Annotated in this window: 22 protein-coding genes; 13 read left to right on the top strand and 9 right to left on the bottom strand. The window is 43.3% G+C overall.

The features are described 5' to 3' along the window. Positions 1-617: 617 nt before the first annotated feature. The 3 genes from V5G28_RS15820 to V5G28_RS15810 all read left to right on the top strand — a co-directional run bounded on the left by V5G28_RS15820 (position 618) and on the right by V5G28_RS15810 (position 3527). A complete protein-coding gene (locus V5G28_RS15820; RefSeq protein ID WP_332997025.1) occupies positions 618-2645 on the top strand; it encodes an FAD-dependent oxidoreductase in 2028 nt (675 codons plus the stop codon). Between the two features lie 241 nt (positions 2646-2886). After that, on the top strand, positions 2887-3213 hold the full coding sequence (gene clpS, locus V5G28_RS15815; protein ID WP_332997023.1) for an ATP-dependent Clp protease adapter ClpS: 327 nt from the start codon (positions 2887-2889) through the stop codon (positions 3211-3213). Between the two features lie 20 nt (positions 3214-3233). Continuing rightward, the gene (locus tag V5G28_RS15810; RefSeq protein WP_332997010.1) at positions 3234-3527 is read left to right on the top strand and encodes a DUF2103 domain-containing protein; all 294 of its coding nucleotides are present in this window, start codon (positions 3234-3236) and stop codon (positions 3525-3527) included. A 287-nt stretch (positions 3528-3814) separates the two neighbouring features. Here the strand turns inward: V5G28_RS15810 and V5G28_RS15805 are convergent, their stop codons facing one another. Further along, positions 3815-4135 (bottom strand): hypothetical protein, encoded by a 321-nt coding sequence (locus tag V5G28_RS15805; protein WP_096562824.1) that lies wholly within the window; start codon positions 4133-4135, stop codon positions 3815-3817. Positions 4136-4510: 375 nt separating this feature from the next. After that, positions 4511-4999: a molybdenum cofactor biosynthesis protein MoaE gene (locus V5G28_RS15800; RefSeq protein WP_096562823.1), complete on the bottom strand. Its 489-nt coding sequence runs from the start codon at positions 4997-4999 to the stop codon at positions 4511-4513. Positions 5000-5599: 600 nt separating this feature from the next. On the opposite strand from V5G28_RS15800, the gene V5G28_RS15795 reads away from it, so the two are divergent. Then, the gene (locus tag V5G28_RS15795; RefSeq protein ID WP_332997006.1) at positions 5600-8413 is read left to right on the top strand and encodes a hybrid sensor histidine kinase/response regulator; all 2814 of its coding nucleotides are present in this window, start codon (positions 5600-5602) and stop codon (positions 8411-8413) included. A 36-nt stretch (positions 8414-8449) separates the two neighbouring features. Here V5G28_RS15795 and V5G28_RS15790 read toward each other — a convergent pair whose 3' ends face one another. Beyond that, on the bottom strand, positions 8450-9574 hold the full coding sequence (locus V5G28_RS15790; RefSeq protein WP_332997004.1) for an RNA-guided endonuclease InsQ/TnpB family protein: 1125 nt from the start codon (positions 9572-9574) through the stop codon (positions 8450-8452). A gap of 36 nt (positions 9575-9610) precedes the next feature. Here V5G28_RS15790 and V5G28_RS15785 point away from each other — a divergent pair, with 36 nt between their 5' ends. The 6 genes from V5G28_RS15785 to V5G28_RS15760 all read left to right on the top strand — a co-directional run bounded on the left by V5G28_RS15785 (position 9611) and on the right by V5G28_RS15760 (position 16315). Next, positions 9611-9757, top strand: coding sequence for a ribbon-helix-helix protein, CopG family (locus V5G28_RS15785; RefSeq protein WP_096562821.1), 147 nt, complete (start codon positions 9611-9613; stop codon positions 9755-9757). A gap of 114 nt (positions 9758-9871) precedes the next feature. Then, on the top strand, positions 9872-13174 hold the full coding sequence (locus V5G28_RS15780) for a PAS domain-containing protein (RefSeq protein WP_332997002.1): 3303 nt from the start codon (positions 9872-9874) through the stop codon (positions 13172-13174). A 129-nt stretch (positions 13175-13303) separates the two neighbouring features. Further along, positions 13304-13750, top strand: a complete 447-nt coding sequence (locus V5G28_RS15775; RefSeq protein WP_332997000.1) for a response regulator — start codon at positions 13304-13306, stop codon at positions 13748-13750. A 16-nt stretch (positions 13751-13766) separates the two neighbouring features. Then, positions 13767-15659, top strand: a complete 1893-nt coding sequence (locus V5G28_RS15770) for a hybrid sensor histidine kinase/response regulator (protein WP_332996998.1) — start codon at positions 13767-13769, stop codon at positions 15657-15659. Positions 15660-15743: 84 nt separating this feature from the next. Beyond that, entirely contained in the window at positions 15744-16133 is a 390-nt protein-coding gene (locus V5G28_RS15765) for a nuclear transport factor 2 family protein (RefSeq protein ID WP_332996996.1), read from the top strand. Further along, positions 16130-16315, top strand: a complete 186-nt coding sequence (locus V5G28_RS15760) for a hypothetical protein (RefSeq protein ID WP_332996994.1) — start codon at positions 16130-16132, stop codon at positions 16313-16315. The genes V5G28_RS15765 and V5G28_RS15760 overlap by 4 nt, the downstream gene beginning before the upstream one ends. A gap of 6 nt (positions 16316-16321) precedes the next feature. Here V5G28_RS15760 and pyrR read toward each other — a convergent pair whose 3' ends face one another. The 4 genes from pyrR to V5G28_RS15740 are packed head-to-tail and all read right to left on the bottom strand — an operon-like array spanning position 16322 to position 18453. Next, the gene (pyrR, locus tag V5G28_RS15755) at positions 16322-16870 is read right to left on the bottom strand and encodes a bifunctional pyr operon transcriptional regulator/uracil phosphoribosyltransferase PyrR (protein ID WP_096562817.1); all 549 of its coding nucleotides are present in this window, start codon (positions 16868-16870) and stop codon (positions 16322-16324) included. Continuing rightward, the gene (locus V5G28_RS15750) at positions 16867-17007 is read right to left on the bottom strand and encodes a hypothetical protein (protein WP_332996992.1); all 141 of its coding nucleotides are present in this window, start codon (positions 17005-17007) and stop codon (positions 16867-16869) included. Before V5G28_RS15750 ends, pyrR begins: the two co-directional genes overlap by 4 nt. Positions 17008-17015: 8 nt before the next feature. After that, on the bottom strand, positions 17016-17975 hold the full coding sequence (cbiB, locus tag V5G28_RS15745; RefSeq protein ID WP_332996990.1) for an adenosylcobinamide-phosphate synthase CbiB: 960 nt from the start codon (positions 17973-17975) through the stop codon (positions 17016-17018). A 34-nt stretch (positions 17976-18009) separates the two neighbouring features. Next, on the bottom strand, positions 18010-18453 hold the full coding sequence (locus tag V5G28_RS15740) for an Rrf2 family transcriptional regulator (RefSeq protein WP_096562815.1): 444 nt from the start codon (positions 18451-18453) through the stop codon (positions 18010-18012). Between the two features lie 662 nt (positions 18454-19115). Here V5G28_RS15740 and V5G28_RS15735 point away from each other — a divergent pair. Then, positions 19116-19529 carry an AbrB family transcriptional regulator gene (locus tag V5G28_RS15735; RefSeq protein WP_041038740.1) on the top strand — a complete coding sequence of 138 codons (414 nt, stop codon included), beginning with the start codon at positions 19116-19118 and terminating at the stop codon, positions 19527-19529. 195 nt (positions 19530-19724) lie between these two features. On the opposite strand, the gene V5G28_RS15730 is transcribed toward V5G28_RS15735, so the two are convergent. Further along, entirely contained in the window at positions 19725-21665 is a 1941-nt protein-coding gene (locus tag V5G28_RS15730) for a chloride channel protein (RefSeq protein ID WP_332996986.1), read from the bottom strand. A 226-nt stretch (positions 21666-21891) separates the two neighbouring features. On the opposite strand from V5G28_RS15730, the gene V5G28_RS15725 reads away from it, so the two are divergent. After that, positions 21892-22188 (top strand): hypothetical protein, encoded by a 297-nt coding sequence (locus tag V5G28_RS15725; RefSeq protein WP_332996984.1) that lies wholly within the window; start codon positions 21892-21894, stop codon positions 22186-22188. A gap of 426 nt (positions 22189-22614) precedes the next feature. Next, the gene (locus V5G28_RS15720; RefSeq protein ID WP_332996982.1) at positions 22615-22983 is read left to right on the top strand and encodes a hypothetical protein; all 369 of its coding nucleotides are present in this window, start codon (positions 22615-22617) and stop codon (positions 22981-22983) included. 86 nt (positions 22984-23069) lie between these two features. Here V5G28_RS15720 and V5G28_RS15715 read toward each other — a convergent pair whose 3' ends face one another. Further along, positions 23070-24683 (bottom strand): ArnT family glycosyltransferase, encoded by a 1614-nt coding sequence (locus V5G28_RS15715; protein WP_332996979.1) that lies wholly within the window; start codon positions 24681-24683, stop codon positions 23070-23072. Positions 24684-24861 lie beyond the last annotated feature (178 nt).

Here is a 24861-nt window from a genome sequence, read left to right as displayed (position 1 = left end):
TTTGCTCTCCTTCTAATTCTTAGTAGATGTCGATGAAATGAACTTATGCACAAATGGTACGACGCTTGCGAGCGCATTCACCCCATTTATCTTGCTCTGAGTTGATTGTGGTGACTGGTAATTCTTGATTTGGATAAGTTTCAAGGTAATTTAGAATTCATTTACAAAGAAAACATTAAATTGAAGTAGGGTGCCTTAACTCAACCATCTATAATTTGACGAATTTATCGAATTGTGGCACCCTTTGAAAAACCATAACTGGGTTGTTGGAAAAAGCTTGTGAAGAACATTTTCACGATGGTAGCGTCTTAAATTACTGATATAGTAGCTGGCGAAAGCGATATTGCGGCTTGTCAAACGCAGACGCTCGTACACGTCCCTAGGGTTGTGTACCCGTTCGTTAGGGTTGTCGATTTGCTGTGGGAATCAATTCCCTACGTAGCGAAACGCAAGTCCTCGCGCTAAGGACTAAAAACCTGAAAAAACAGACGGGTATAAAACCTACGGAAACCTGCATATGTAGGTTTTGTTTGTTTAGTCGCTCTGAAAAAATCGCCAGTCAATCTGAAAAAAATGCTCTAGAAGCTGATTTAGGAGTTGAACGGATCTTGTTGATAATGAAGCGATCGCTATCTCTACTTACTCTTTGCTCTACTTTTCTCTCTTTTCTCGCACCATACGCTGTTATCGCTGCACCACCCAGAACACCAGACAAAACAGTCAATTGTGACATCCTTGTTGTGGGTGGAGGACTTTCTGGTGCCGCCACGGCTTATGAAGCTTTACTCGCAGGGCAAACGGTTTGTCTGAGCGAAATTACCGATTGGCTGGGAGGACAAATTTCTTCCCAAGGGACTTCTGCACTTGATGAACGACCAACCCAGCGTCGCAATTTATTCTACTCACGTGGTTATCTGGAATTGCGAAACCAAATTGAGCGCAAATACCGTGGTAACCGCAACCCCGGCGACTGTTGGGTGAGCGACTCCTGCTTTCTCCCCCGCGATGGTCATGAAATTTTGACTTCGATGCTTAAAGATGCTGAAAGAAAGGGCAGAGGAAGGTTGCAATGGTTCCCGAACACGGTGATTAAAGAGTTGGAATATAGTGGTGACGGGAAAATAATTAGTAGTGCGATCGCTATCCAACATCAACCAGCCAAAGGTACACCGCCCCTCAACACCTTTCCTTTATCTCAAACCATCGAAGACGCTTACACCTACGAAAACTCGTCTCGCTTTACCAAAACCATTGTCCGCTTTGCCCCCAAGCAAACTAAAAGTAAAGCTGGCAGTAATGCCCCGAACTGGTATGTAGTAGACACTTCGGAAACCGGGGAAATTATCGGTTTGGCTGATGTTCCTTACAGATTGGGTATTGATGCTCGTTCTTACTTAGAGCCTTCTTCTTCCAGTACTCAAAACGATCCTTTCTGTACCCAAGGCTTTACCTACACCTTTGCAATGGAGGCTACTAAGGACCCGCAACCCCAAACAATGCCTCCATTCTATTCGCAGTATGCGCCATATTATAGTTATGAATTAAAGCGATTGGCAAGCTTTCCCTTGGTTTTCACCTACCGTCGCATTTGGAGTCCCACAAAAGGACAACCAATGGAATTCGGAGGAGTGAAGTTTACAGGTCCTACCCCAGGGGACATCTCGATGCAAAACTGGACTTGGGGCAATGATTACCGTCCAGGAACCTCTGCCGATAACCTCATTTACTCTCGCCAACAGTTACAAGCCTCTGGGCAATTGAAACCAGGAGGTTGGATGGGCGGATTGCGGACAGAAGCCTTACGCAAAGGTGAGGAAATCTCTTTGGGGTACTATTACTGGTTGACGGCTGGGAATACAGATTCGCAATTGGGGGATGGTGTAAAGCAGCCAGAACCAAATCACCGCTTTTTATCAGGGCTAGATTCGCCGATGGGGACAGCGCATGGTTTGTCGAAACATCCCTATATGCGGGAAGGACGACGCATTATTGGACGCCCCAGCTGGGGACAACCCGAAGGCTTTTCTATTTGGGAAATTGATATCTCTCGTCGCAACTATGATGACGAGTATTATCGCACAACTCTACCGGCAGATATGTATCGCCGCTTGAAAGCATCACTGTCTGGTTTAGAAGCAGCATCAGTACTTTCAGGTCAGAAACGTGCGGAGAATGTAGCGCGGCGTACTCGTTCTACAATCTTCCCCGATGCTATAGGTATCGGTCACTACGCCATAGACTTTCATCCTTGCATGACCAAAAGCCCTCCGGAAGCGCCTGGAAATACAGAACGTCCAGGCGAAAGGCGTGGTGCTGGGCAAGCTTATCCTTTCCAAATCGCACTCAGGGCGATGATTCCCCAAAAAATCGACAATTTGCTTGTGGGTGGTAAAAGCATTGCGACGAGTCACATTGCCGCAGCAGCTTACAGGGTACACTCCTTTGAATGGTCTGCTGGTGCAGCAGCTGGAACGACAGCGGCTTTTGCCTTGAAAAATGGCACCGCACCTTACCAACTTGTAGATCAATTGCCCTTACCAGAACCGCAACTACAAAACCTGAAACAGTTGTTAGAGCAAAATGGCAACCCCACCGCCTTCCCTGATACCTCAATTTTTAACCAAAATTGGGATGATTGGAAATAATTAGTTTATAGTCCAATACGGTTCAGTTAGTGGTGTTTAGTTTTGTTAAGATCCCCCAACCCCCTTAAAAAGGGGGCTTAGTTCCCCTCCTTTTTAAGGAGGGCTAGGGAGGATCAATCCTTAACTGAACTGTATTGGTTTATAGTCCATAGTCAAAAGTCCAATGGCTCTTGACTATAGACTATGGACTAAACTAGTTAATCGTAGTGTAGTTTGGTTAAGCTTTTTGGCTAAGTATTTTATGGTACCCAGACTTTCAGCAGCTGTTTACGGGATGGCAACAGCACCAACTATAGCTCCTGAACGATCTAGTCAAGTGACCCGTAAGTTATATCCGAATTATAAAGTGATTGTATTAGATGACGATTTTAATACATTCGAGCATGTTCACAATTGTTTGGTAAAGTATATACCAGGTATGACTAGCGATCGCGCTTGGGAACTTACCAACCAAGTGCATTACGATGGTCAAGCAATTGTTTGGATCGGTCCCCAAGAAGCCGCTGAATTGTACCACCAGCAGCTGCATCGAGCCGGTTTAACTATGGCTCCTCTGGAAGCAGCATAATAGTAGAAAAATAAAATATAATGGCAAAACCCACTGAGGGCAGATTAGTTTGGAATCACTCGACCCATATTAGTGGTCTTATCCCAGTTCTTGAACGTTTAATACGGCAAGATGGGATTCAAACCGTTACACCGGGACAGCTTGGGCGCGTGAAAGGTCACTGCCCTCATTTACAATTGCGAGTATCTGTACCAATTCGGGGTGGCTTTAAGGTGATCGCCCGCCACGGGAAAACAGTGCAAGAGGTGTTTATCCTGACAAATTTGGATCAGAATCTACTCCAAGAAGCGATCGCGATCGCCATGAAAAAGTAATCAATACTCTCAAATAATTCAGAACTCAGGACTCAGAACTCACAATTTAAGCAGTTTTCTGTAGGGTGGGCATTATGCTCAACAGTCTAGTCAAGAGTCAAAGAAACAGGAACAAAGGTGGAGAGGCACGGATTCATGAGGCACTGCGTTGGTGAACCAGTGCTGCAGGAGGGTTTCCCTCTGCAGGCAACTGGTGAAAGGGTTCCCCGACTTGGAGCAAGTGCCGTCCTGCCTCATAACATCTTTTAAGAATCCCCTAGATTTTAATTAGGGGAGTACGTTAATGATTAATCCTCTACATGACGCACTGCCAATTTATGGAGCGGCAGACTAACGATGCAAGAAAACGTTAAGAAATATGACAGTGCTGCAGTTATCCTTAAGCTCATCATTATAGTTTCCCAATCAGGTAAAACTATTTTTTGGATAGCAAAAGCAACACAGTAAACTAGCCAGTAAGAAAAGCTCATCCTAAACAGAATTCGCTCTGTTTCTTCCGCTTCATCCTTTTGCTGCTTGCGCTCCCATAGTAACAATAGACCAGTAATACAAGCTATGAAGGAAAGAAGCACAAAAAAATCGTGACAAACTAAATTTACTGAACTCATGGGTTTCTATCCCAAAAATTTTCTATTTCTATTGGAGATCAGTCTAAAGGAATAATCTTTTAGGATAAGCAAATAGTAACAAACTGAAATAGATACTCCTAATTTTGTAAAAAAGTGCAAAGAAGTTATAAGTTTATTGTTACTCGTGAGCGCTGAATCACTCAGTAGGAATAAACAGATCGAAGAAAAGCGATGATAACGCCTGAAACTCTTAACTCCTAACTAATGACAGCCCTCTCCTGTCACCAGACGCTGCGCGAACACAGGTTAACTTTATTTGTGCTTACCTACCAAACAATTAACAAGAGGTCAGAAGGAAAAAGGTACCCCACTAATTGCCTTCTTCCTTGTTTGTTCGATCTTCTTCCTTCGGGTTTAACAACCCTGGGTTTCACAAGCACCAATACTCACCCAGGTACTTGAACCATCTGCCCAATGTTCTTTTTTCCAAATGGGGGCGTTGTGTTTGAGAGTATCAATCGCATAGCGACAAGCTTCAAACGCTTCGGAACGATGCGGACAACCCACCGCGACTAAAACGCTGATTTCACCAACTTGTAAGCGCCCAACGCGATGATAAATGACCACCCGAGTCACAATAGACCATTTTTGACGAATCTGGGCAGCAATTTGATAAAACACCTGCATTGCCATCGGTTCGTAAGCTTGATATTCTAGGGCTACGACAGGTTTACCACCTGTTTGGTTGCGAACCATTCCACTCATGACCACAACTGCGCCGTTTGCTGGGTCATCTGCTTTGGCATAAACATCCTCAAGATACAATGGCGCAAAGCTAATGGCAAAGCTATCTTCAGGTTTCGATTTTACAGAAGCAGCTGAAGGTGTTAAACCCAAGTTCATCTTAATGATTTCTATTCCTTATAGGAATTTACGCACTTCCCGCTTCACCATTCTACATCAATTTACAAACAAGTCTGTTGACAATATTTCCAAGTCTCGTTTTGATACTCTATTAATGTAATGCAAAATGATTACGTACAAACGGACTTTTTCCGCTTTTTTCTAAAGAATTTTTCGCTTAATTCCTAAAAACTATTACTAATATCTACTTAGGCTGGCAGAAAATCTACGTAATACTACGGAAAAATGCAAAAAATTGTCATCCTCCTTTAGGCATATTACTATAATGAAGTCACAAAGTCACTATCGGATTCGTTTGAAGAATCCGATAGTGACTGAGTTGAGCTATCAAGTGCAGCAAGCACTGATTTGACTAAGAGGGAAGTTCTCACTTAGAGCTACTACTTGGAAGTAGTCTGAGAGTGCCGTACCTCTAGTTATTAGAACTAAAAAAGTAAATGTATACGGCACTTGCAAACAAACTTACAGTAGGCAGTGTTCAAAAATCAGCCAATGCAGAAACTTTCGCATTTAAGAATCTGGAGAACCGTGTATCACATCAGGGCAAGCAATAATTCAATTCTTATAGGAAAAGATATAATGAACCCTTTATTGTCTAACAATGAAGTCGCGAGGCTTGAGGCTCTCCACCAGTATCAGATTCTAAACACATCACCAGAACAAACATTTGACGATTTGGCATTCTTAGCCGCCCAGATTTGCGCTACACCGATCGCATTAATAAATTTGATAGACGCTAACCGTCAGTGGTTCAAAGCCAAAGTCGGGTTGGATGTAGAAGAAATGCCCCGAGATATCGGGTTCTGTCCCCTTTCTATTGATCAACACGATGTTTTGATTATTCCTGACACCTTGGCTGATAAACGGTTTGCCACTAATCCGGTAGTCACTTCTGCCCCCTACGTGAGATTTTACGCCGGAGTACCTTTAATCACACCAGAGGGACAGGCGATCGGGACAATATGTGTCGTTGATCGCGTACCGCGCGTGATGCAACCAGAACAGGTGGAGTCACTGAAAGCGATTAGCCGCCTCATTATCAAAAAACTGGAATTACGCCGGAATTTAACTCAAGTCGCTAGGATCAAAACAGAGTACCAGCAAGCACAAGAAGCACTGCGGCAAAGCGAATTCACCCTCCGCAGCTTTTTTGACAGTGCGCCGATGATGATGGGGATAGTCGAACTATTAGATAATGATGATATCCTGCATATTTCTGATAATGCTGCCACAGCAAAATTTTTTGGGCTAGCCCCAGGAGCAATGCGAAATCGCCTTGCCAGTGAAATCGGTTTATCACCAGATTATGTGCGCGACTGGATTGATTATTTTCGTCAGGCAGAAAGGCTGCAAGTACCCATAAGCTTTGAACATCTTCACAATGGTTTAACACAGCAGAGGTGGCTAAGAGCCACAGTTTCGGCAATTGGAGAAAGTTCAGTGAACCGTCCGCGATTTGCTTACATCGTTGAGGATATTACTGAACGCAAACAGGCAGAAGAAGAATTGCGTTGGAAAGAAGCGCTTTTGCGCTCAATGACTGGTGTTTCTCCACTAGCATTTTACGTTGTTGATCACCGTACAAGTGACATTCTCTATGTCAATGAACGTTTTTGTGAAATTTGGGGCATTCAACACCTGAAAGAGCAAATTGACAGCGGCAAATTGAAACATCAGGATGTTATAAACAAATGCTGCCAATTTACAGAAGTTTCTCCTTTCATCTCTTGTCAACCCACTCCAAGTGAAACCTGCATATGTGAGGACGAAATTTTATTGAATGATGGTCGCACTATCAGGCGTTTTTCCAGGCGCATTCAAGATGAAAACGACCAATATTTTGCACGGTTATATATTTTTGAAGATATCACGGTACGCAAACTGGCAGAACAGCAAATCCGCGAACGAGCCGCTTTGCTTGACATAGCTACAGACGCAATTATTTTACGTGATTTAAATAATCAAATTCTACTATGGAATAAAAGTGCTGAGAACCTTTACGGATGGAAGGATCAAGAGGCTCTTGGTAAGAATGCTTCAGAAATTTTAGATAACGAAACGTTGTCGCAACACTGCGAGATTTACAAAAGTGTTTTAGAGGCTGGTTCATGGCAGGGTGAGTTGCAGAAAATCACGAAATCTGGCAAAGAAATTATTGTTGAAAGTCGTTGGACGCTAGTACGCGATGAGCATTCTCAACCAAAATCAATCCTGATTGTTGATACTGATATCACACAGAAAAAGCAACTAGAAAAGCAATTTTTACGCAATCAGCGCATGGAAAGTATAGGCACCCTTGCGAGTGGCATTGCTCACGATTTGAACAATGTGCTATCTCCAATTTTGATGTCGGTACAAATGCTGAAAGCAAAATCTGCTGATGAACGCAGTATCCAAATGCTAACGATCGCCGAAAATAATGCCAAACGCGGTGCAAATTTAGTGAAACAGGTGCTGTCATTTGCCAGGGGAATTGAAGGCGAGCATACTATCCTTCAACTGAAGCACTTGATTTCAGAAATGAACCAAATTATTGAACAAACTTTTCCGAAATCGATAGCGGTTCAAACGGAAATTCAATCTAATTTATTACCTGTGTGTGGTGATAGTACCCAACTGCATCAAGTGCTGATGAATTTATGTCTCAATGCTCGTGATGCTATGAGCGATGGCGGAACTTTAAAAATTGCTGCCAAGAATGTTTTTATTGATGAAAATTTCGCCAAAATGCATCTTGATGCTAAAGTAGGTTCCTATATTGTCTTCACAGTTTCTGATACGGGAGTTGGTATTCCTAACGAACAATTAGATAGAATTTTTGAACCATTTTTCACAACTAAAGAGTTTGGTAAGGGAACCGGGCTGGGACTGTCAACAGTCATGGGCATTATTAAAGGTCATGGTGGGTTCGTCACGGTGTCTAGTTACATAGGCAAAGGCACAAAATTTAAAGTGTACCTGCCAGCAGTCAAGACAGCAGCGACGCAGTTTATGGAAGACCTAGAAATGCCGACAGGTTACGGAGAATGGATTTTGGTTGTAGATGACGAACCTGCTGTCCGAGAAATTACCAAAGCTTCTTTAGAAAATAATAATTATAAAGCAATGACCGCGAGTGATGGCATAGAAGCAGTCGCGCTCTACGCCCAGCATAAAGATAAAATTAGTGCGGCAATTATCGATATGATGATGCCAGATATGGATGGAGTCACTACCATCAGCACATTACAGAAAATGAACCCTCTGCTACGTATCGTTGCTGTGAGTGGACTAGCGACAAGTGAACAAGTGCCACTAGAGCAAGACTCTAAGCTAATAGCATTTTTACCTAAGCCATATACGGCACAGGAGTTGCTAAAAACTTTGCACTCACTTATTTCTAATGATTATTGACATACTCCCCGCCCTATAAGGGCGGAGATTCTAGGCTCAAACAACAATTGCAGGCGTTGCCCGTCTTACATCGTCTAACCCAGCAGTTGATGCCCCAACCGCACAAATATTCTTAGCTGCGTTCTCGTCTCTCCCATTTACCGAGTGGCAGGACGGACAACGCCACTCTCTGACTGATAAATCCAGTTTTCCTAGAACGTGTCCACAGTGATAGCAAGTTTTGCTAGATGGATACCATTGATCCACGAATACGACTTGCTTGCCTTTCTTTTTGGCAATCCATTCTAGAATTTGCAGGAATTCCCCAAAAGCTAGGTCAGAGATTTTACGACCCCAAAGACGTTGCATTCCTTTAAGGTTCAAGGTTTCAAAGCAAAGCACATCAAACCTATTAGTTAGGTCATGGGCTAACTTCCAAAACCAATCACGTCTAGCATTAGAAATGTCTTCATAGTTGCGTACTAAATTCTTTCTTGCCCGTTCTCGATTGGATGAACCTTTTAGCTTTTTAGAGTGCTGTCTACTAGCTTTTTTGATAGCGTTGAGAGACTGTTTGAAGAATTGGGGTGATTCAATACTGGAACCATCTGAGCAAGTGAGAAATGTCTTTAACCCGAAGTCAAATCCCGCTATCCTACCAGTCGTGAATTTAGCTTCAGATTCAGGACAATTATCAACGACAATAACCATAAACAATTCACCCAATGGCGTGCGTTTAATGGTTAGTGTTTTGACCGTTCCTTCTATCTCTCTAGATTTCCAAAATTGATAAACCTTCTGCCCAATATTGACCCTATTTCCACCAAGAAACTTATATCCTGCTTGCTTTAGGGTGAATGATTTGTACTTCTTAACTTTCTTGAATCCTGGTGGTCTAACACATGCCTTATTGTGCTTGAAAAACAATTGATATGCTTTCTCGATACGTTGACAGATATCCTGTACTGCCTGAGAACCTACTGATTGCCAGAACGGGTTACGCTTCCGCAATTTGGCAATATGAGATTGAAGTTTTGCGCAACTCAAGTGCTTGCCCCACATTCGGTAGTACCGTTTATGAAGGGCAATGCAATGGTTATAGATTACCCCAGCGGCGTTAATTGACCGCTTGAGGTATCTATTGCGCTTGTGTGAGTACAACTTAAACTTCAATGTTTTCATGCTAAAATGATAGCATATTGACGGCTTAATGACGGCATTAAAAAGTTAACAGTTAGATGTTCGGACGAAGAGTATGCGTTGCTGGTACAGCACTGCAAAGACAAAGAGCGCAGCCTCAACGATGTACTTAGAGAGTTAATCAGAACTCTCGACAAAAGCCGCCCTTCTAGGGCGGGGCTTTAAACCCAAATTTTCGGTAAAAGTTAGGATTGGAAGTAGGGGAAGCAGCCAGGGTTCACTTTCGTTTTGCAAACTAAAGATGAGGGAGAATAACAGATAACAAATAACAAATAACAAATGACTAATTTGATTCTGGTTGTAGACGACGACGCTTTCACACGGTTACAACTACGGACTTTACTACAAAAAGAAGGGTATCAAATAGCAGAGGCAATCAATGGCGAGCAAGCATTAAATGTGTATCGAGAAATACAACCAGATATAATTCTGCTAGATGCCCTGATGCCGATGATGGATGGGTTTACCTGCTGCACTCAATTGCAAAAACTGCCTGGCAGCAGAGAAACACCCGTGTTGATGATTACCGCTCTTCATGACGACGCATCCGTGGCTCGGGCTTTTGCAGCTGGTGCCACTGATTACATTACCAAACCAATTAACTGGCAAGTCTTGCGTCAAAGAGTGCGTCGTCTTTTGGAAGCGCGTCACGCCATGCAGAAATTGCGACAGCAAACCCAGCAGGCGCAGAGTCGCGAGGCGCAACTGGTGATGGCGTTAGAAGCAGCCAGCATGAGTACCTGGGACTGGGATATCCCCAATAACAAATTGACTTGGTCAGATAACCTTAAAGGACTCTTTGGCTGGGAAAGTGCCACCTATGAAGCTTTTCTTGAACGCGTTCATCCCCAAGACCAAGATTTTGTCAATTATTCGATGATACAGACGCTCAAGGAAGGGGTAGAGTACGACATAGAATTTCGTGTTGTTTGTCATGAAGGTGAGATTTGTTGGTTGGCAAGCAAAGGTGTTGTCTTTCGCGACTCATGTGGCGTAGCGCTGCGGATAACTGGGGTAACGATGGACATCACCAAGCGCAAACAAGCGGAAGAGGCGTTAGAAGTTTATGCCAACCGACAGGCACTTGTCGCAGAACTCAGTCAACTGGCACTAGCTGGTCTAGACTTAACCACGCTGATGCACGAAACTGTTACCTTCGTTGCTCAAAGCCTTAAGGTTGAGTATTGCAAGGTTTTGGAACTCCTAAGCGATGATGACACCTTACTGCTACGGGCTGGAGTGGGTTGGCAGCCAGGGCTTGTAGGATATGCAACAGTTAGCGCGCAAAAGGATTCCCAAGCTGGCTATACTCTGCTTTCTAACGAACCAATAGTGGTCACAGACTTCGGCACAGAAACTCGGTTCAGTAGACCACAACTGGTGCGTGACCATCAAGTGGTCAGTGGTCTGTCGGTAGTCATTCATGGTAAAGAGCGTCCTTTTGGTGTCTTAGAGGTAGACACAACCAAACAGCGGACCTTCAGCAGAGATGAAATTTATTTCTTGCAGGCAGTTGCCAATGTGCTGGCTACAGCCATTGAACGTTTGAGAGTCGAGGATGCCCTCAGAGAAAGTGAGCAACGCTGGCAGTTGGCTTTGCGGGGCAATAATGATGGCATTTGGGACTGGAACGTGAAAACTAATGAAGTGTTCTTCTCGACTCGCTCCAAGGAAATGCTCGGTTATTCTGAGCATGAGATTGCTAATCATTTAGATGAATGGATAAGCCGGGTGCATCCAAATGATATAACCAGGGTAACTCGAGTCATTCAAGACCATTTTGCTCGGAAAACTCCGTTTTACATGAGTGAGTATAGAGTCCGATGTAAAGATGGTAACTATAAATGGATTTTGGATCGGGGTCAAGCACTGTGGGATTCGCAAGATACAGTAGTGCGGATGGCAGGCTCCCATACAGATATTACTGAGCATAAGTTGGCAGAGGAAAAACTGCAAGAAAGCGAAGAACGTTTCCAGATACTCGCTCGTGCCACTAATGATGCTGTCTGGGATTGGGATTTAGTGACCGATAAGATGTGGTGGAATGACAGCGTACAGACTTTGTTTGGTTACTCACCAGAGTCCGTCAAAACCGAAGTCGCTTGGTGGCATGAGCATATACACTTAGACGATCGCCAGAGGATTGTTTCTGACATTCATGCTGTAATCAACAGCAATCAACAATTCTGGTCGAATGAATACCGCTTTCGCCGTGCAGACGGTTCTTATGCCTACATTTTTGAGCGCGGTTATGTAGTTCATGACAATATAGGCAAGTCGGTACGGATCATTGGGGCAATGATGGACATTTCTGAACGCAAGCGGGTTCAACAAGAGTTACAGCGCCAGAACTTGCGATCGCAATTGTTCGCCGATGTCACCTTAAAAATTCGTCAGTCCTTACAAATTGATGAAATTCTGCAAATCACTGTAAAAGAGGTGCAAAAGCTGCTGAATTGTGAGCGTGTCTTAATTTTTCGCCTACTTACAGATGGTTCGGGAAGGGTGGTGCAAGAGGCTGTGGTCGAGGGTGTGCCTGCCGTTCTTGGACACCACCTTAATGACCCTTGCTTTGTCGAAGATTACATCGACAAATACCGCTACGGACGAGTTAGTGCTGTTACCGACATCGAGAATGGTGGGATCGAGCCTTGCTATGTGGGATTTCTCAAAAAACTTAATGTCAGATCTAACCTTATTGTCCCTATTATCCTGAAAAATCAACTTTGGGGACTGCTCATTGCCCATCAGTGTACTCAACCTCGCGAGTGGACGAGCTGGGAAACTGAACTTTTGCGACAGTTGGCAGATCAGATAGGTATTGCCCTTGCTCAAGCTCAACTTCTAGAACAAGAAACTCGTCAACGGCAAGAACTTATCCGTTCCAATGAAGAATTGCAACAATTTGCCTTCATCGCCTCTCACGATTTGCAAGAGCCATTGCGTAAGATTAAGACATTTGGCGATCGCTTAAAAGTCACTTGTAGCCATGCTTTAACCGAACAGGGAGTTGATTACCTAGAACGGATGCAGAATGCAACCCGCAGAATGCAAGCCTTGATTGAAGATTTGTTAACACTTTCGCGAGTCACCAGTAGAGGGCAGCCTTTTGTAGTAGTGGATTTGACACAAATTACACAAGAGGTGTTGTCTGATTTGGAAGTACGTATTCAACAAACCCGAGCATATGTGGAGGTAGGCGAGTTACCTGTCATTCACGCTGACCCGTTACAGATGCGTCAATTGCTACAAAACCTCATCGGCAACGCTCTGAAATTCCACGCTCAAGGGCAACTACCTATTGTTAAAATATACGGTGAAAAATTCGACACTGAAGATGCTGTGGAATTTTGTCAAATTATTGTAGAAGATAATGGTATTGGCTTTGATGAAAAGTACCTTGACCGCATCTTCAACGTGTTTCAACGCCTGCATGGTCGTAGCGAATACGAAGGTACTGGTATTGGTTTAGCTATCTGCCGGAAAATTGTTGAACGTCACAACGGGAGCATCTGTGCACAAAGCACACCAGGGCAAGGTTCAAGATTCATTGTCATACTTCCAATTCATTCTGTTGCATAAGGATGCTCTTCCTCAAAAGGGTTTATCATACCCCCAGAGGTTGTTAAATTTTCGACAACCTTACTTTGTTATTTGTTGCAATTTAATAATCTATTTATCTTAAAACCAACGCAAAGGAGAAAATGCAGAGTGAAGGGTCGGCAAACAACCGCCACAATTCTAATGGCTGATGATGACGAGGATGACTGTATGCTAGCTCGTGAAGCGTTGGCAGAAAGTCGATTGGCAAACGAACTGCACATCGTCAATGATGGCGAAGAGTTGATGGATTATCTCCATTATCGTGGTCTGTATGCCAACAAAAGCAGTGCGCCGCGACCAAATCTGATTTTGTTAGATTTAAATATGCCAAGAAAAGATGGTCGTGAGGCACTTAGAGAGATAAAAGCTGACCCAGTTTTAAGGAAAATTCCCGTTGTTATTCTGACGACTTCCAAGGCAGAGGAAGATGTTTATAGCAGTTATGATTTGGGTGCGAACTCATTCATCATCAAACCTGTGACATTTACATCCTTGGTGGAAGTTATGAGAACAATAGGAAAATACTGGTTTGAAATTGTGGAACTGCCGCTATAACTAGAGGGAGGCAGAAATGAAAGAGAGCATATTTAAAGTTCTTCTTGTTGATGATGATGAAGATGACTACATTTTAACTCGTGATTGGTTCCATGAATTTCAGGTAGCTAACTGCGAGTTGGAATGGGTAAATAATTATCAAGCAGCAATGGAGGCGATTGTTGATATCCAATACGATATTTATCTTGTTGATTACCGTTTGGGTGCGCGTAACGGACTGGATCTGTTACGTGAAGCAATTGCCAACGGTTGCTCTTCTCCAATTATTTTACTGACAGGTAAAGGAGATAGGGAAATAGACATTGAGGCAATGAAAGCAGGTGCAGCAGATTACTTAGAAAAAAGTCAGTTGACTGCTCCTTTGCTAGAACGTTCTATCCGCTACGCAGTTGAGCGCAAGCGAGCAGAACAAAAGATTCGCGAACACGCCGCACTGCTGGATGTTGCTACCGATGCAATTTTTGTACACGATTTAAAAAATAAAATTTTATTTTGGAATAAAGCAGCCGAGCATTTATACGGTTGGACAGCAGCTGAAGCAATTGGTAAGAAAACATTAGAACTTTGGAAAGAAAAAGATATATCACAATTCCAAGAAGCTCTTAAGACTTTATTACAAAATGGTTCCTGGGAGGGCGAACTGCATCAAAGAACAAAATTTGGTAAAGAAATTATCGTCGAAAGTCGCTGGACACTAGTGAGAGAATTAGATAAAAAAGGACAATCAGTTCTCGTTGTTAATACTGATATTACAGAAAAAAAAGAACTAGAAGCACAGTTTTTTCGTGCCCAACGTTTGGAAAGTATTGGAACTTTGGCAAGCGGTATTGCCCACGACCTCAACAATGTTCTTGCGCCTATTTTGATGACTGCTCAACTTTTGGAATCGCAACTGCATGATGAGCGGAGTAAGCGCCTGCTGCCAATATTGATATCTAATGCCAAACGGGGAGCAAATATGGTTAAGCAAGTGCTGTCTTTTACTCGCGGTGTTGAAGGCGATCGCACTTTGCTGCAATTGAAGCATTTAATCAAAGAAATTCAACAAGTTGTTAAAGAAACATTTCCCAAATCTATTGAAATTTCCACTCATATAGCGCCAAACCTTTGGACAGTTTCAGCTGATGTGACCCAACTGCATCAAGTGCTGATGAATTTGTGCGTTAATGCTCGTGATGCTATGCCTGATGGGGGTCGCTTGACTATCTCGGCGGAAAATCTTGTTGTTGATCAAAATTACGCCAAGATGTATCTTGATGCTCGCGTTGGTTCGTATGTTGTGATGACTGTTGCTGATACTGGAGTTGGTATTCCACAGGAAATCTTAGACCGGATTTTTGAACCATTTTTTACGACTAAAGACTTAGGCAAAGGAACAGGGCTTGGTCTTTCTACTGTCGTTGGGATTATTAAAAGCCACGGCGGTTTTATTAACGTGTACAGTGAGGTAGGGAAAGGCAGCCAATTTAAGGTGTATTTACCAGCACAAGAAGCAACGGAAAATCGAGAAGAACAAGAACTGGAATTACCTTGCGGTAACGGAGAATTGATTTTGGTTGTGGATGACGAAGATTCGATTCGAGACGTTACTAAAACATCTCTGGAAAGCTATAATTACAAGGCGATAACTGCTTGCGATGGTATTGAGGCGATCGCTCTTTATGCAGAACATCAGGACGAAATATCTGTAGTCTTGACAGATATGGTTATGCCTTCTATGGATGGAGTCACCACCATCCGCACCTTACGAAAAATTAATCCAGCAGTCAAGATTATTGCCGTGAGTGGACTTGCTTCGAGTGAAAAAATTAATACGGTTACTCAGATGGGCGTCAAAGCGTTTTTATCCAAACCTTACACCGCCAAGCAGTTATTGCAAACTATTAGCACCGTCAAAAGTGGAAATTAATTAAGTAAATTATGAATTATGAATTATGAATAATGAAACTTTTATTATTCATAATTCATAATTGAAAATTTATCATTCCTGATTATGACCAACCAGCATTCTGAAGTTTTAGCCGTCAACCAAGCTTTTTATCGAGCTTTTGAAAAAAAAGATATCGAGGCAATGGCTATTGTATGGTCTCAAGGAACTGGCAGTATTTGTATTCACCCCGGATGGGATGTGTTGCGCAGTTGGAAGGAAATTCGCTCCTCTTGGGTTAACATTTTCAAAAATACTGCTTACATTGAGATTAACACTGAGATCATTGTTACAGAAGTTCGCGATCAGATCGCCTACGTTGTACTCAGAGAAAATGTCCTGCAAATCATCAATGGCAGAAGATTAGAAGCACAATCAGTAGCCACGAATACATTTGAACTTCTTGGTGGTCAGTGGTATATCGTTCATCATCACGCTAGCCCGGTAATGCGGTGAAAAAAATGCGGGAGATGAGGAAGATGAGGAAGATGAGGAAGATGAGGGAGATGAGGGAGATGAGGGAGATGAGGGAGATGAGGGAGATGAGGGAGATGAGGGAGATGAGGAAGATAAGAAACTCACCTGTGGTCAATACTCGCTTCGTCTACCCTTATCCTCCTGATATCCCTTATGCCTAGTTTGCACTAATCCTCAATCAACTCAACAGCATCTCGTCCATCCCAATTATGTAAATGAACTTTGACAATTTCTTCTTTGGCGGTGGGTAACTGTTTCCCAACAAAATCTGGATGAATTGGCAACTCACGATGACCTCTATCTACCAGTACGGCTAAACGAATCACTTCTGGTCTACCATATTCGTTCACAGCATTCAAAGCTGCACGAACTGTCCGTCCTTTGTAAATGACATCATCAACAAGCACAACAGTTTTCCCTGTCAGATCAAAAGGGATGTCGGTTTTTGCAGGAGTCCGCAACCCAATTTGGTCGAGGTCATCACGATAAAATGTGATATCCAAGCCTCCCATTGCTATAGGTATACCTTCAAGCGTTTCTATCTGACGTGCTAGTAACTGAGCTAGAGGCACACCTCGCGTATAAACACCTATTAGTACCAGTTGAGACAAATCACGGGTTTTTTCTACGATTTGAGAAGCAAGACGATTCACAGTACGACGGAGTTCTTCTGGTGAGAGAATTTCAACCACCTTGGTTTTGACAGACACAGTCATAGACCGATACCCTGAATAATGTAAACCATAGTTAGATCGGGAATAAGGAGAGTAGGCAGAGTAGGCAGAGAAATGACTCCTTTATCCTCCTCATTTTCCTTATCTTTTTCATCTTCCCAATTCCCTACTTCCATCATGACTTGTTTTAGGCAAGTAGTAATAGAGGTATAGCAATCCCTAACCAGAGAAAAAAGCAATATCGAGTCAGTTGCAAAGCTTGATCAATAGAAGTTGGGGTGATAGGATGTGTGGCGTTTCCCAGCAGTGGTTTCTGTTTTGCTACCCCACGATACCAATTTGTACCTCCCACCTGCACACCTAAAATAGCAGCATAAGCGCACTCACTCCAACCAGAGTTGGGACTGGGGTCAGCAACAGCATCTCGACGGCAAATTCGCCAAACGTGCAAAGGTTTGCCCGACAACAGTGCTAGAGTGATCACGGTTAACCGACAAGGAATCCAAGTCAAACAATCTTCCAACCGCGCACTAAACCATCCTAAATATGTATAGGGCTTTTCACGGTAGCCTACCATTGAATCCAAAGTACTGCTAGCTTTGTATGCTAAAGCTAAGGGAGTTGGACCAATAACAGGAATAAACGCACCAAGAATTGCATAAAAAAGAGGAGCCATAACTCCATCGGTGGCATTTTCTGTTACTGTTTCTAGAACGGCTCGTAAAATTTCTGGTTCTGATAAATTTTCTGTATCTCGCCCAACGTAGTTACTTAAATTAGAACGGGCATCTAAAAGATGTCCTGCTGTTAATGGTTGTAAAACTGTTTGGGCGGCTACTCTCAAACTTCTAAGAGCAAAACAGCTAGCTAAGAGAATACTTTCTAATGTTACTCCCAAAAACGGATGCACCAATCTGGCACTTTGAATAATTAGGTAACCCATAAAGCCGCTACCAATTATTAGGATAATGCCTAACGCAATTCCAGCTAAGCGTTGTGTTAGGGAATTATGACAATATGTGAGAGCAAATTTGCTAAAGCGAGAAATGACCCACCCCATAACTTGCACTGGATGAAGCCAACCCCACGGATCGCCAATTAAGTAATCTAAAGTGGCAGCGATGATCAAGACAACAGCAGAGCTCATGTGTCTTAAGCTAATAATGACTAATGACTAATGACTAAACAATAAAACTTGCTTCTTCCCCAAGAGAAGCTTGCCAACTACGAGCGTCGTAATAAAGGTCTGCCAAGGTAATACTGTATAAAGCTTCTTTAAGCTTTTGGTGTAGCCTCTGCCAAAGGCTAAATGTTACCCAATCTTCTGCTTGTGTTGGGGAAGCTTGGTGATGGGGTAAAGGTTCAATACTTTCTCCAACTGCTTCTAATATTTCTCCTAGAGAGATTTCTGCAGGTTTTCGTGCCAGCTGATATCCGCCGATGCTACCGCGAATTGATTTGACTAACCCAGCACGACGCATTTCTATTAGCAGTTTTTCTAGGTAAGGAGCTGGAATATCTTGACGAGAGGCTATTGCCTTGGTGGACACAGGACCGTACTCTGGCTGTAAACTCAAATCGAGCAACGCTTTCACACTGTAGTGTCCTCTAGTTGTTAGTTTCATTTTGCTCCCACTTTGTCTTTTGTAATGACAAATGACCCTTCGGGTATGCCTATGGCACAGCTTCGCTGTTAGCGTTCGCGAGTGCGTGTGCATGATTGCACTCAGCTCCTCCCTTAGGAGGCACGCCAGTCGCCGTGACAGTTGGAAATCAACTTGGCTGCGCTGGCTCACAAATGACTAATGAGTAAGGATCAGTTTTGCTTATCATTTTGTATGCCAATGATCAAATTCAGCAAGTAGGTAACGTTTTTAGGTATGCTTTATGAAACTTAAACAAATAAAGTGTACCAGTCACCACCAAGCCAGAAGTGTCAAGTATGAAGTACCCAGTCGGATGAATTTCAGGGGTTCAAATTCATCTGACTGCGCTGTTTGATTTTCTCCACGGTTCCATTGAGGACTTGTTTTCTCTTACTTCATGCATCATCCTTTTTTTGGTCATTCATGTTCGTTACAAATTATAGTTATCACCATTGGCTGTCTTCTTTAAAATATATTCTATTGGCAATATTGCTAATCCGAGTCAAAATTCTGCTCTTTGGGTGTAATATACTTGGCAATAACACCAGATAAAAAATAAATGATGGCGTTCGCACTTGCATAACCTCAGCTAAAATAAAATCGATTCATTGTATTCGACCATTCGTTTTTGAATTAAGTTGATGGCTAAACTGAAAAAAATTGAACCCCTAGTCGGTGAAGATCTGCTCAAAAAAGTCAAAGAGCTAGAAAACCTAAGCAAAGAAGAAAAAGCCAAACAGTGTGGCTACTACACCGTAACCAAAAACGGTATAGAGCGCGTCAACATGATGAAATTCTTAAATGCTCTCATTGATGCTGAGGGCATTCAGTTAGACAGCGCTCCTAGTGCAAATGGGCGGGGTGGACGCAGTGCAAGCTATAGAATTAGCGTGCAGTCAAATGGTAACTTACTGATAGGTTCAGCCTACACCAAACAAATGAACCTCAAACCAGGAGATGAGTTTATCATTACTTTAGGCAAAAAGCACATTCGTTTGAGACAAATAGACTCAGACGAGAGAGAAGATGCCGAGCTAGCGGAAGCTGCTGTGTAGAAAGTCATTAGTCATTAGTCATTAGTTATTAGTCATGAGACTGCTTTGGTTATTGACTAATAACTTTTGACTGCTGGCTATTGCAAAATGCTTACACCTGTTTTGCTAGCCATTAAACAAGAGTGCACTCACTTTTGCACTCAACCTTATTGCTTGTGAGGGAAGAACACAGAACCCAGAACACAGGAGAAATTCTCAATTCTGAATTTTGAGTTCTGAGTTCTGACTACTTTCCTTATGGATAGATGACTTTGGCAACAAGTCCATTGGTAAATAGTGGCGAATTGCCCTGCGCGTCACAGCTACGTTGCAGGTTAAGGCAATTTGCTCCCTTTCTAGTAAACCTAAAATATGTTCTTGGTTGTCTCGGGCGACCACTGGTAACTGATGCAAACCTCTAAGTGCCATGCGATCTAAAGCCTCAGCTAGAGGTTCATCTTGGAATGCATAAAGAATATCACTGGTACAAACGTCCATCAGTGTTTGATTGGGTATATTAGCCTGGATTTCACTTGACGAATTTGGGTATTTTTCTTTAAGAGAAAGAGCGCGGTTGATATCTTCTAAAGAAACGATACCGATTAATCGTCCTGCTTCATCAATAACTAAAGCACTGCGGCAAAGATTTGCTGTCATTTCCAAAGCTGCTTCTATCACCTTCATGGTTGCTGGCAGCTTTTTCGGAGCAGAGTACATGGCATCTTCTACCAAGATTTGCTGCAAAATTTCAGCTTGTTCGTCTTTCAACTCAGAAAGACCGATTTGCTGTAGGTTTGAATTAGAGTTAGAAGTTGGCTTGATTCGTTCTATGAGCCAAACACTCAAACCCACTGCTGTCATTAACGGTAAAACAATGCGGTAGTCCCGTGTTAATTCAAATAGCAACAAAATCGCTGTTAATGGAGCTCTGACACTTGCAGCTAAAACTGCTGCCATTCCCACCATTGCGTAAGCTGGAGGTGCTGCCATAAACTCTGTGATTGCTGGTGCTACACCCGCCAAAATTTTTGCATAAGCTGCTCCAAAAGAAGCACCTAAAAACATGGCTGGTGCAAATACACCACCAACAAAACCACTACCAGCACTGATAGCCGTCATAAATAGCTTCACGAAGAGCAGCACAAGCAACAAGTGTAAAGAAAACTTCACATCTTGAAGCATCGCTTCCACAGTTTCATAGCCGATGCCCAAAATTTGGGGGAAGAATAAAGCAACAATGCCAACGATAGTTCCGCCAATAATTGGATGAATAGGCTCGGGTATTTGACCTAACCATTGTAAATAAGGTATCTGCCCTTTAAAGCAGGCTTTCGCTAAACGAATCAATTGAGTATAAGCCAGAGACACTAAACTTGCTCCCAAACCCAAGCCGACATAAAGCGGTAATTCCAGAGGACTGCGGACTTGGTAAACGGGTAAGGCAAAGGCAGGTTGTGCGCCCAAACCAATTTGAGCAATTAATGCCGCGACGACCGCTGCTAGCAGCACCACACTCACTGCAGAAGTGGCAAAGGATGTAGCGCCTAACACGACCTCTAAGGCAAAGAAAACTCCGGCGATGGGGGCATTAAATCCAGCAGCTAAACCAGCAGCAGCACCAGCAGCTAAAAGTAACCGCCGTCGTTCTTGAGAGACTTGTAAAACAACAGACAGTAGTGTACCAAAATTCGCGCCAATTTCTACACTTGGTCCCTCTGGTCCTAAAGAAGCACCACTCCCCAAAGACACTGATGCTGCCAGCATCTTGGTAACTGGTCGTAATGGTCGCTTGATCTCTCCTCCTTGAGAAGCAGCGATTAGAGATGAAAGTTCTGGACCAAAGTCTTGGGTGCGCCAGCGCATCAACCCGACGATTAATCCACCAAGGATGGGCACACAGGCTAGAGTCCAAGCGCCCCAAGCACCAATCGCACCCATAAAATTTTCCAGCATCAGGTGGTGAATCAGCTCGATCAAGTAGTGAAAGGTAACCACACCCATTCCACTGCCACCGCCTATAAGGACGGCTAAAAGCAGCACAACGGTTTCTGGGGATGGTTGAAAACGGTTAAGCAGATGGGTCAAACGGGCGGAAGGAGTGCTAAAAGCAGGTTGTTCCAACACCTTCCTCAGTTCAGTTGCAGGCACAAGCGTCATTGACTGGAGGATTAAATCTAATAAAAAATTTAAATTTTTATGTCTTACATTTCATTGTGAGTGATCATTTAGCAACCAGACAAGTGCATTGCATATGCTAGCTTTACAAAGCTTTCGTAAAAATATTCCCATGGCTCACATTTTTTGTAGGGACAATGCTTAAATGGGAAAGAATTGATGGTTAATGGTCTTTCTTCAGCAGTCATCTAGAGTAGCGAGGAGCGCATTGAAGGTTAAAGAGTGTAGACGCCCAGAAGGCAGCTTGCCGGAGGTGATGATGAAATATGAACCCAAGGCAAAAGTACATATACGCCTTGAGGGTGAATTCCTGCAGGGTGGTATGAACTATATACTGAAGTATGGAGTCATTCATCCTTTATCCTTTCTTGGTCATTCTCACAAAAATCTAGCTAGACTCGTGTTGCAACCATTGAGCCATGCTTGTAGCACAGGCTGTTGCCTGTCTAAAGATGAACACCGTATGCGTCAGGGTTCTCTAGTTGAGAAGCAACCCCATCCCTAAAGGCATGGAGTTGTGGACTGACGCTACCTGACCCGCCTAAGTCCTTAACTGGACTACGTTCAAGCTTGTGTGTTAAAGTCTCACCTACGAATGCTTGCCAGTTTGTAGCTCTGAAACCTCACATATGAAACAGCCTTACGGAGAATAAAGCAGTATATGTAGGAAAGTACCGCTCTTGAACTTTGGCGCTTGCTAACTTTACCCGAAAGGGGTTTCCCGGCAACGGGAGTTTACGGATAAGTCTTACGGGCTACCTTTGCCGTCGGGCTTCATCCCCATAAGTATAATTTAGGGGCTTCCGCCCTTCGATATCGGTGATTCATGGCTGATGTCAGACTACACCGGTAATCTACATGGGTGCCCTCTTTGGAAATTGTCTGTAGCTATTGAGATAGAGCAAGTAAGTGGACTAGGCGGACGAGGTAGATGAATACACACACCTTTGATAATCATTATGTGACTTGCCCAATTTGCCAAAGAAATGCTACACCAAAGCCAGTAAAGACGTGCATTGGGTTGTTTACCTGTCCGTATTGTCAGGAAAGGTTAGTCGTTTGTCAAAGCGGTCATTACGTCCGCGATCCGGTAACCTATAAACAGATAATAATATCGTCGGCACTCCGTCGTCAAAGCCGACCTTTAGCTAGGATTCTACGGGATTTGGTCATCCTCAAGCGCCCTGTAGTCGCTCTGGTTGTAGGAGGTGCTATTGTCTTGAGTATGATTGGTATAACCCAACAAGCTACAGATTACGACGATTATCCAAGCTTGCCAAAAATAGAGAAGCAACGTTAAAAATTGGAAATTGGGAATTGTTAGTGATTAGTTGTTGGTTGTTTACCTAACCACTAACTACTAACTGATTCCTTCTACGTATAAAATTACTTAGTATTTTTTGTAACTAGTGACCACTCCAAAGCATGGTCAAGTAACTTCACCGACTCCAGGTTAAGGTTTTTGAGTGCAGGTTCATCAAGCAGGAAGTACGGTTGTCCGTCAGATTGCCAAGAATGCTGTAGTTGAGTCAAAGAAGCGGGAACAATGGTGCGATCGCTATAAAAATCCAACGACGGACGATGGTAGGAAAAAGATGTGTAAATCTTCTTAACTGTTGGGTTTGCCCGGTTGATCATCTGTGCAACTGGTTTCACTGGATAAGCTTCGTTGAGTTCCCAAACCCAGTAATTGGATTTCATTAACAGCAGTAGCGAAACATAACTCCCCCAAAATAGAACCTTGAGGAATTGCCCGTCACCTCGCTGTGCCAAAACAGCGGCTAAACCCATTGTCGTCACTACTGCTGCAAAAATCAGTTGTAAGTCTGATTTTGCTGTACTTGCTAAAGTGTAGTAAATGCTGCCAGCAGTTGCCACTATCGACAGGAATGCCAAAAATACTACCAAAGGGCGAGGGTAAGATGACAGTAAAGGCATTTTTTCGATTTCTGCAACTTTGGCACCACAAGCTAAGGCTATGCCTGGGTAAATTGGGAATACATACCAAGGAAGTTTGGTTCCCATTAAGGAAATAGCAACCAGATAAACTAAACACCACACCAGCACTAGTTTTGCCCAACTGAGGTTGCGGTTTTCCCAACATAGACGCATTCCTGACGGCAAAAAAATCAGCCAGGGCCATGTGTATTTGAGAATCTCCAGCAGATAATACCACACTGGTCCAGAATGACCCTCAACTGAATTCCAAACACGGCTAACCGATTGATCCATCATGCCGATTTTGGTAAAGGTAAAGCCATAGTGGATCCACTGAGCACCATACCAAAAAGTAACAGGTATAATGCCGAGCAGCATTCCTGTCCACATATAGCGACTGGTGAGGAGTCGCGGTGTGTCCCAAAACAGAAAAATAAGGGCGATCGCACCCAACAATAAGCCCAATATCCCCTTAGTCAGGCAAATCAATCCAAAACCGATGCCAACACCAAGGCAGTAGCGTAAATTGCGGCGCGATCGCAACAAACACAATATCATAATCATGAAAAAACAGACCGCTGCTCCATCCAACATTGCTAACCGCCCATGACGCACCACTGGTAGCATTGTCAGGTAAATCAACGAGCTGTAAATTGCTGCCCAACGTTGGCGAAATATTTCTCGTCCAATGTAATACAGTAAAGGCACACAGATAGCTGTGAGCATTGCTCCGGGTAAGCGTGTCGTCCACTCATGCACTCCCCCCAAAGAGTAAGCCCAAGCAATCAGCAAGTGTATCACCGGTGGCTTATTGTAATATGGTTCACCTCCTAGCGTCGGGTAAAGCCAATGCATTGAACCAGCCGGCGCACGCCATATTTCACGTGCAACTTGTGCCACAGTACCTTCATCCCAATCTCGCAGCGGCAATTCTCCGAGATTTATGGTGAACAGTAAAACTGCTGCCAAAAGCAGCACTATTACCCATACCCAATCAATCCATTTATCAACCGTGCGATACTGTTTTTCTAGACGACCCCAAATAAAGCTTCCTTCTTGCATATTCGGTGGATATTTGTTGTGCTAGCTGGTTCGATTAAACTCCAGACGCTCTGGAATCTCAAATGTTGCCACTTGTAACAAGGAATGTTCTTAAATCATCCCTTGATTTTAAATTAACTTACATTTCCTCGTAAACAAATAATATTTTTTAATAGATTTTTCCTATTTTTTCTTTAGT

Origin of the sequence: Scytonema sp. PRP1, assembly GCF_036697665.2 — a bacterium.
Lineage (GTDB): Bacteria > Cyanobacteriota > Cyanobacteriia > Cyanobacteriales > Nostocaceae > Kalymmatonema > Kalymmatonema gypsitolerans.
The sequence above is the reverse complement of the archived record's forward strand: the minus strand, read 5'-3'. Positions and strand labels throughout refer to the sequence as shown.